At 59.2% G+C, this 8047-nt stretch carries 7 protein-coding genes; 6 read left to right on the forward strand and 1 reads right to left on the reverse strand.

The window, feature by feature from the left end:
* The first annotated feature begins 322 nt into the window (after nucleotides 1-322).
* The 6 genes from AD670_RS31415 to AD670_RS30730 all read left to right on the forward strand — a co-directional run bounded on the left by AD670_RS31415 (nucleotide 323) and on the right by AD670_RS30730 (nucleotide 6583).
* Entirely contained in the window at nucleotides 323-616 is a 294-nt protein-coding gene (locus tag AD670_RS31415; RefSeq protein ID WP_172681454.1) for an NlpC/P60 family protein, read from the forward strand.
* A 525-nt stretch (nucleotides 617-1141) separates the two neighbouring features.
* Nucleotides 1142-3163 (forward strand): methyl-accepting chemotaxis protein, encoded by a 2022-nt coding sequence (locus AD670_RS07790; RefSeq protein ID WP_053130133.1) that lies wholly within the window; start codon nucleotides 1142-1144, stop codon nucleotides 3161-3163.
* 94 nt (nucleotides 3164-3257) lie between these two features.
* Nucleotides 3258-4298, forward strand: a complete 1041-nt coding sequence (locus tag AD670_RS07795) for an alpha/beta fold hydrolase (RefSeq protein WP_053130136.1) — start codon at nucleotides 3258-3260, stop codon at nucleotides 4296-4298.
* Nucleotides 4299-4379: 81 nt separating this feature from the next.
* Nucleotides 4380-4898, forward strand: a complete 519-nt coding sequence (locus AD670_RS07800) for a DUF2569 domain-containing protein (RefSeq protein WP_053130139.1) — start codon at nucleotides 4380-4382, stop codon at nucleotides 4896-4898.
* A gap of 216 nt (nucleotides 4899-5114) precedes the next feature.
* Nucleotides 5115-6341, forward strand: coding sequence for an MFS transporter (locus tag AD670_RS07805; RefSeq protein ID WP_053130142.1), 1227 nt, complete (start codon nucleotides 5115-5117; stop codon nucleotides 6339-6341).
* Between the two features lie 80 nt (nucleotides 6342-6421).
* Nucleotides 6422-6583, forward strand: a complete 162-nt coding sequence (locus AD670_RS30730; protein ID WP_082340928.1) for a DUF2986 domain-containing protein — start codon at nucleotides 6422-6424, stop codon at nucleotides 6581-6583.
* Nucleotide 6584: 1 nt separating this feature from the next.
* On the opposite strand, the gene AD670_RS07810 is transcribed toward AD670_RS30730, so the two are convergent.
* Nucleotides 6585-7796, reverse strand: coding sequence for a YeeE/YedE family protein (locus AD670_RS07810; RefSeq protein ID WP_053130145.1), 1212 nt, complete (start codon nucleotides 7794-7796; stop codon nucleotides 6585-6587).
* Between the last annotated feature and the right edge of the window lie 251 nt (nucleotides 7797-8047).

The following is an 8047-nucleotide window of genomic DNA, read 5'->3' on the forward strand; positions in this document are numbered from 1 at the left end:
TTTTCTGATTTGCTTTCACATATTGATTTTTTTCTCGAATACATGCTTTCGATTGAACAGCTATTGAATTCTAGATATAGGCACGCATAAAAGATTTCTGCATCGGACAAATTTCCGGCGCACCTCGGATTCGCCTACATACGGCCAACCGCTTGAGATTTAAAGGAAAACATATGACTTTATCTGTGGACCAGAAGCTATCGCGATTATTGGTGATAAGTCAAATTATCTCGGTGCTAGCGATCCCTGTGGGCTTGCATTAGTAGGTTTTTGGGTGCAGCGCAGTTTGCAAGAGCAGCAAATAAAAAGGGATTACGTAAGCTTGGCTGTGTCTCTTCTTTTGCCCAAAAAAGAGGGCGAGAAAGAAACTTCTAAAGAATTACGATCGTGGGCCACAGATCTCTTGAACGACTCATCACCTGTAAAACTGTCCCAAGAGCAATCTCAGTCTCTCAAACGTAATGGGCTAAGCCTCAAACCAGGAGATTTGATTTTCTTCAAAAGACAAAAGCCAGTTATTTATTTAGGAGACCACCAAATAATACGAGACACTGACAATGGACACCTTGAAGTACAAACTCTTGACAACCAAGCCGAGCAAGGCCTGAATAAGTAGGGGAATAAACGCTGACCCTACCCCGGTGTGTCCTTAATTGAGCTTTTTGCAACACCAAGATGCGGGTTCGCACTCATGATGATTAATTTTCTTAATCTTATAAATACCCTCTCAACTTACAGGTTACGTTTCAAACTCTGCCGGTTACTAAATTACCATTGTCTCCAGGAGAGAGGAGTGACTGCTTTTGGCCGATTGTGTTGAAAAAGTCGGTTTTCCCAAAACACTCGAATATTGATGGATGAAAACACCTCTGTTGCCCGCTGCTACGTGAAATCCGAGTACTGAACCTTCTGCCAAAAATTCAGATTTCAATCTCAGGCGCGTACTTTTCTGGAGTGGAATTCGAAGCCGACTTTTTCAACAGAATCGGCCGAAAGCAGCCCCTCTATAAACACCAACCTAAGAACATCCGCGTCCATCCGTCACATCCCCCCACTCTCCCCTCCAGCCCCCACCCAACCTGCCGATAACCCTACTAATCACATGCCTACCCCCGCATCCCCACACGACCGAGCCCAGCCCATGAACCCACTCTCCCTCCTGAAAAAATCCCGGCCCGCTCGCCAAGGCACCGCCACCCTCACCAGCACCGCCAACAACCTGGACGCCGCCCTCACTGCCCTACGCATCAACCCCACCCTGATCACCGGCTTCATCTCCCCCCATCTGGACATCGACGCCATCGCCGCCAAGCTCAAGCGCCGTTTCCCCCAGTCCACCATCAGCCTATGCACCACTTCCGGCGAGCTGTGCAATGCGCCCAGTTCGCTGTATTGCGCCACGGGCGAGCGCTGGGACCGGGTTGTGTTGCAGTTGTTCGACGACAGTCTCATCGCCTCGGCCGAGGTGGTGATGGTGCCGTTGGAGTGTGAGGACATTCGCGGTGGCGGTAAGCGGTTGGGGATGCAGGAGCGGATTGCCAAGTTGGTGGCCAATATCAAGCGGGTGCAGGTGCGTACGTCGATCGATCATCGCGATACCTTGGCGTATGTGGTGTTCGACGGGTTGTCGGCGTCGGAGTCGTTTTTTATGGAGGCGCTGTATGAGTCGGGGCGGTTTCCGTGTTTGTTTGTAGGGGGATCGGCCGGGGGTAAGTCGGATTTCCAGAAGACGCTGATTCATGACGGCCAGCGCAGTTATCAGAACCATGCGCAGATCGTGTTCTTGAAGACGGCGGCGCATGTGCGGTTTGGGGTGTTCAAGAGCCAGAATTTCAAGGCGGCGGATTTGACCTTCAGTGTGCTGACGGCGTCGGTGGAGGACCGCACGATTGACCAGGTGATCGACAGCAGCGGCAACATCAAGAGCATGGTGCAGGCGCTGTGTGATGCGTTCAGTTGCGCGCCCCAGGCGTTGGAGTCGAAGCTGGCGGATTATTCGTTCGCGATTCGGGTGGGCAGTGAGTTGTTTGTGCGCTCTATCGCGCGTATCGATTACGAGCAGCAGATCGTGCAGTTGTTTTGCGACGTGGCGCCGGGCGAGGAGTTGGTGATGGTGCGGCGTACGCCGTTGCGGGAGGCGACGCGCCTGGACTATGAGCAGTTCCTGCGCGGCAAGGGTGGCCAGCCGGTCGCAGGTATTTTGAATGACTGCATTTTGCGTCGTCTGAACAACGCTGCCGAGTTGGGCAGCATGGCCGGCACGTTTGGGGATGTACCGCTGGCGGGGTTTTCGACCTTCGGGGAGATTTTGGGCTTGAACCTGAACCAGACGCTGACGGCGATTTTCTTTTTTCGGGTGGCCAAGGGTGCGAGTTTCAGTGACGAGTACGTGGACAATTTCATCGCTCATTACGGCGAGTTCAAGGCGTTTTTCCTACGCCGCCAGGTGAAGAAGCTGGCGGGGTTGAACCATGTGGTCGTCAAGCAAATTGCCGCGTTCAAGAACAATGACTTCACCAACACCCTGAATACCCGTGGGCTGGACCGCAATATCCTGCCGGTGTTCGAGGGGCTGGCGGACTTGGGCATGGTGTTGGCCCATGCGGAGCGTCAGCAGGAGGACATCGCTGCGCAGCTCAAGCATTACTCGGGCGAGTTGCACGCCTCGATGGATGAGCTGGTCGGTACCATCGGCCAGCAGAACGCCGTGTCTGCCCAGGCCGGGACCACCGTGGAGGGGCTGTCGAGCCAGGCAGATGTCGCGGTGGAGGGGGCACGCACGTTGGCGGGGTCGAGTTTGCGCATCCAGTCAATTGTGCAGGTGATCCAGCAGATCGCCGGGCAGACCAACCTGCTGGCGCTCAACGCCGCGATTGAAGCGGCGCGCGCCGGCGATTTGGGCCGGGGCTTTGCGGTGGTGGCGGACGAGGTGCGCAAGCTCGCGGAGATCACGCGCAAGAATGCGGCGGAAATTGGCGTGGATATCGACCTGTTGTCGAGTGAGATCCAGCGGGTGGCCCAGCAGATTGAAGACCAATCCACCGGGGTGGGTGCGCTGCGCGAGATGCTTGATGCATTGGAGGCGTCCAGCCGGGCGACCGAAGGTACGGCGCAACGGACCAAGACCATTGCCGATACGTTGACGGGGCTGACCCACGCGTAGGCGTTAACCGCAGGTAAAACTGGCGCGGGGCTCATGGCACTGAATGGGGGATTCAGTGCATGATGCGTCGCTCATATCAAGGACGATAACAACAGTGAAAAACGCCCTCGCCTCCCTGCTGTTGCTGTGCCTGACAGCTCCCGCCTTCGCTGCCGAAAACCCCGTCGGTTTCAAGACCGTCACCCTGCCCGATGCGCAAAACAACCGACCACTCGAACTGGCCGTCTGGTACCCCGCCGCCGCCATCGCCAAACCCGAGCTGATCGCTGACAACGCGGCCTTCATCGGTGCTCTCGGGGTGCCCGACGCACCGCCCGCTGCCGGTGAGCATCCGCTGGTGGTGATCTCCCACGGTTATGGCGGCAACTGGGACAAGCAGGTGTGGCTGGCCAGTGCGTTGGCGCATCAGGGTTACATCGTGGCGGCGGTCAACCACCCCGGCACCACCGCTCAGGACCGCGACCCGCAAGCTGCCGCGCAGTTATGGCAACGCCCGGCCGACCTGAGCCGTGCTATCGACGCGGTGCTGGCTCAGCCGAAGCCATTTGGCGCGGTCGCGAATCATCAGATTGCCGCCGTGGGCCATTCCCTTGGCGGCTGGACCGTGCTGGAAATCGCCGGCGCGCGCTTCGACCCCGAGCTGTTCAGCCGCGACTGCAGCGCCCACCCCAAGCTCGGCGGTTGCATCGGCTACCAGGAGATGAACCCCGCCGGCACGCCAGAAGGTAAAGCGCGCTTGGCGGCGGATTTGAGCGACAAGCGCGTCACCGCCATCGTGTCCCTGGACCTGGGCCTGTCGCGCGGCTTCACCGACGCCAGCCTGACCGCACTGCCGGTGCCGGCACTGGTGATTGCGGGGGGCGTGCCGTCGGAAGATATGGACCCGCAGTTGGAATCCGCCAACATGGTCAAGCGCCTGCCGCCAGCAACGACGAAGTATGTAGAGATCGCCGATGCAAACCATTTCAGCTTTATATCGATCTGCAAGCCGGGCGGCATGGCGTTGATTGAAGAAAGTTCGCCGGGCGATGGCAGGGTGTGTCGCGATGGCGAGGGGGCTCGGCCACGGGCGGCGATTCAGCAGCAGGTGGTGGGGCTGATCAGTGAGTTTTTACGCCGATCGTTTCGACAGTGAAGCCGGCATCGACCTTAGATGCACGTGGCGAGCCACGGCTGACTATTTATCGTTTTAACTTTATTGAACTGCGGAGCGAACATGCAAGAGCGTAAACAACTGAAGGGACTGGGCGGTTGGTTGATCGTGGTTGGCTTGGGCCTGTTTCTAGCCTTGGCGCGTCTGGGCTATGCCCTTATCGCGGTGTATTACCCGATATTCGCAGATGGCTCCTTCAGCATCCTCACCTCATCCGGCACGACGATGACTAACGCCCTATGGGGCGCGATCCTGATTTCAGAAACCCTCATTAATGCAGTCTTTATCGCGGCCTTTGGTTATTTGGTTTACCTGTTCTTCTCCGAACACTACTTATTCCCCAAGGTTTATATCGTCACGCTCATCGCCTCGGCTATCTACATTCCACTTGATGCATGGTTCAGCTCGCTTGTTCTGGTGGATGAACCCATATTCGACTACAACACGACCAAGGAAACCGTCCGCGGATTGGTATCCACCTCTATCTGGGTCCCCTACATACTGTTCTCTAAAAGGGTCAAGGCAACGTTTGTACAACACCGGCCGGTTGCGGCAGAAGCGCCTGGCCCCGTCAGCCTTTGACACGGTGAGCATCGCTTCGGCAGGCTGCCCGATGCCCGGCAGGCTGCCGAAGCGATACCGTTGAAATACGCAGCCCAACCCCGTCACATCGATAGCACTGATGATTACTATCGAACCGCTCGCCTATGGGGTGGCCAAGCCCGATTCCTATAATCGCCTCCCAATTCCTCCCCCTCGCCTGGCCTCAGGCGACATCCCCTCTTGGAACCCAGCATCATGCCAAGCGCCCCTCAGGCCTCCAGCGGCCGTCCCGAACATAATCAACAAAGTGTCAAACAGCAGTGGCTGGCGATTCTCTCGGTCGCGGTGGGCGCCTTTGCCCTGGTGACCAGTGAGTTTCTGCCGGTGGGCGTGCTCAACGACGTCGCTGCCGACCTCGGTATCAGTGCCGGCCACGCCGGCCTGATGGTGACCCTGCCCGGCATCATGGCCGCCCTCGCCGCGCCGTTTCTGTCGGTGAGCATTGGTGCCATGGACCGTCGCTACCTGCTGATCGGCCTGACGTTGATCATGATCATCGCCAACTCGGTCGTGGCCTTTGCCAGCGACTTCAACCTGCTGTTGCTCGGACGCGTATTGCTGGGCATCAGCATCGGCGGGTTCTGGGCCACGGCCATTGCCCTCAGTGGGCGTCTGGCGCCCAAGGGAGTGGACGTCGCGAAGGCCACCTCGATCATCATGATGGGCGTGACCCTGGCCACCGTGCTCGGCGTGCCCGTGGGCACCTGGCTCAGCGGCTTGATGGGCTGGCGCATGACGTTCCTGGTCACCGCGCTGCTGGGCGTGCCGGTGCTGCTGGCGCAGGTGTTCCTGCTGCCTCGGCTCACCCCGGAGAAAGCCATTCGCGTCAGCGACCTGCCGGCGTTGTTTATCAACCCACAGGCGCGGGTCGGGTTGATCGCGGTGCTGTTGATCGGCTTGGCGCACTTTGCGGCCTACACCTATGTGGCGCCGTTCTTCAAATACAGTTCCGGCTTCGACGGGCCGACAATTGGCTCGCTGTTGCTGCTCTTTGGCGTGGCCGGGGTGTTCGGTAATATTTTTGCCGGTTTCGCCGCCAACCGCAGCGTACGTCACACCCTGTTGCTGGTCGCGCTGATGATCGGTACCAGCACCGCGCTGTTCCCTCACTTTGCAACGGGGATGACCGGCGCAGCGATGCTGATCGGGCTGTGGGGCTTCGCCTTCGGCGCCTTCCCGGCCTGTGCCAGTATCTGGATGTTTGTGGTCGCGCCCAAGGATGTCGAACGCGGCATGCCGCTGTTCGTCGCCTTGTTCCAGGTGATCATTGCCTTGGGTTCGTTCTTCGGTGGGCAGATCGTCGACAAGTTGGGCAGCTCGGTGCTGTTGAGCCTGGCCACGGCGCTGGTGGGCTGCGGTTTTGTCACCGTGCTGGTGCTGGGGCGCAACATCAGTAATAGCTTGGCGGCCCAGCCTGGCTAGGCCTGTGCGGCTGCTACGTGGGGAGCTGTCGCCGTTTTTAAGCTGGTATCATCCCGGCCTGTCCAACCCGGGTACAACACATGAATCGCCAGAAAAAACTGCAACAGCTGTTCAAGGCCAAAGCTAAAAAGGCCAGCGCCAAATTGGCGCCGAAATCCAAGGATAAATACATCAGCAAGGCGGAGCGGGAAAAGCTGGCGACTGAGGCTGCTCAGGCGCCAGACATTTCCCCTGAGGATTAACTCAGCAACCGCTTAAGGCTTCGGGCCGACGCTCGCCGGCAAAGAAAAACGGCCGCAGGCGCACGCCCACGCCGTTGCCGATAAACGCTGCCACCAGCCACACCCAGCCATGCAGGCTGCCCGAGGCGATGCCACTGAAGTACGCGCCGATGTTGCAGCCGTAGGCCAGGCGCGAGCCGTAGCCGAGCAGCAGGCCACCGATCACTGCGGCCAGCAGCGAACGCGCAGGGATCTTCAGGCTGGGGGCAAAGCGGCCGGCCAGGCCGGCGGCCAGCAGCGCACCGAGGACGATGCCGATGTCCATGACGCTGGTGATGTCTTCCCACACCGGCGCGGCCAAGGCCTTGGCGTTGCCCGGCATTTGCCAGAACGCCCAACTGGCCACGTCCACACCCAACCCGCTGGCCACCTTGGCGCCCCACAGAGCGAATGCCGAGGTAATCCCCCACGGCCGCCCGGCCAGCGCCAGGGTGGCGTAGTTGAGCAGCGCGAGGCCAATCGCGCCCCACACCAACGGCCATGGCCCGCGCAAGAAGCGGCGCAAGCCTTGGTGTTCGCTGGTCACGCCCTCTTCAAGCTGGCCGTGGCGGCGCTTTTCCAGGCGCACGGTGACGACTGCGATGAGCGCAAACATCGCCAGGCTGGCGAGCAATGCCGGCACTACGCCGAAACTCTTGACGATGGACACCGCCGGAAACGCCGGCAACGCAAACCACCAGTCCACATGGTGTGTGGCGATCAACGAGCCGCAGATAAAGAACAACAAGGTCACCAGCATGCGCGCATTGCCGCCGCCCACGGTGAACAGCGTGCCCGAGGCACACCCGCCACCCAACTGCATGCCGATGCCGAAAATAAACGCACCGAACACCACCGAGACCCCGGCCGGCGCCACCAGCCCGACCACCGGTTGCCCGAACAACGTCCCCGCCCCCAGTGCCGGGAAAAACAGCAGCACCGCGAGCGCGAGCATCACCATCTGCGCCCGCAGGCCAGCGCCACGGCGATCATTGATGAACACACGCCAGGCGGAGGTGAAGCCAAAGGCAGCGTGGTAAAGGGTCAAGCCCAGTGCGGCGCCGACCACCAGCAACAGCACCTGGCGCGAACCGACGCTGTTTTGCAGGAACAAGGCGCCCAGCACCAGAATGACAAAGGCCACCAACGGCGCGACAGGCTTGCGCGCAGAGGTGAGAGGGAGAGAGGTGCTCATGAAGTATCTCGGTTTGTTGGAAGGGGGGATTGCGAACGGGCGAGTATAGCCTGTGGGAGTCTTCGGGCTTCAGCGAGGCTGCGATAGCGGTGTGTCAGGCAACATAGAAGTTGGCAATGCCGCCGCCATCGCAGCCTCGCCAGGACTCGACAACTCTTACCAAACTCAAAATAAAGTACTGATTTTAAAGGTCTAAAATTTCCCCCTAACGTCTTGGGTCTCGCATAAGCAATTTCAAGCGACCGCATTCT

Source organism: Pseudomonas sp. MIACH, assembly GCF_001269925.1.
GTDB lineage: Bacteria > Pseudomonadota > Gammaproteobacteria > Pseudomonadales > Pseudomonadaceae > Aquipseudomonas.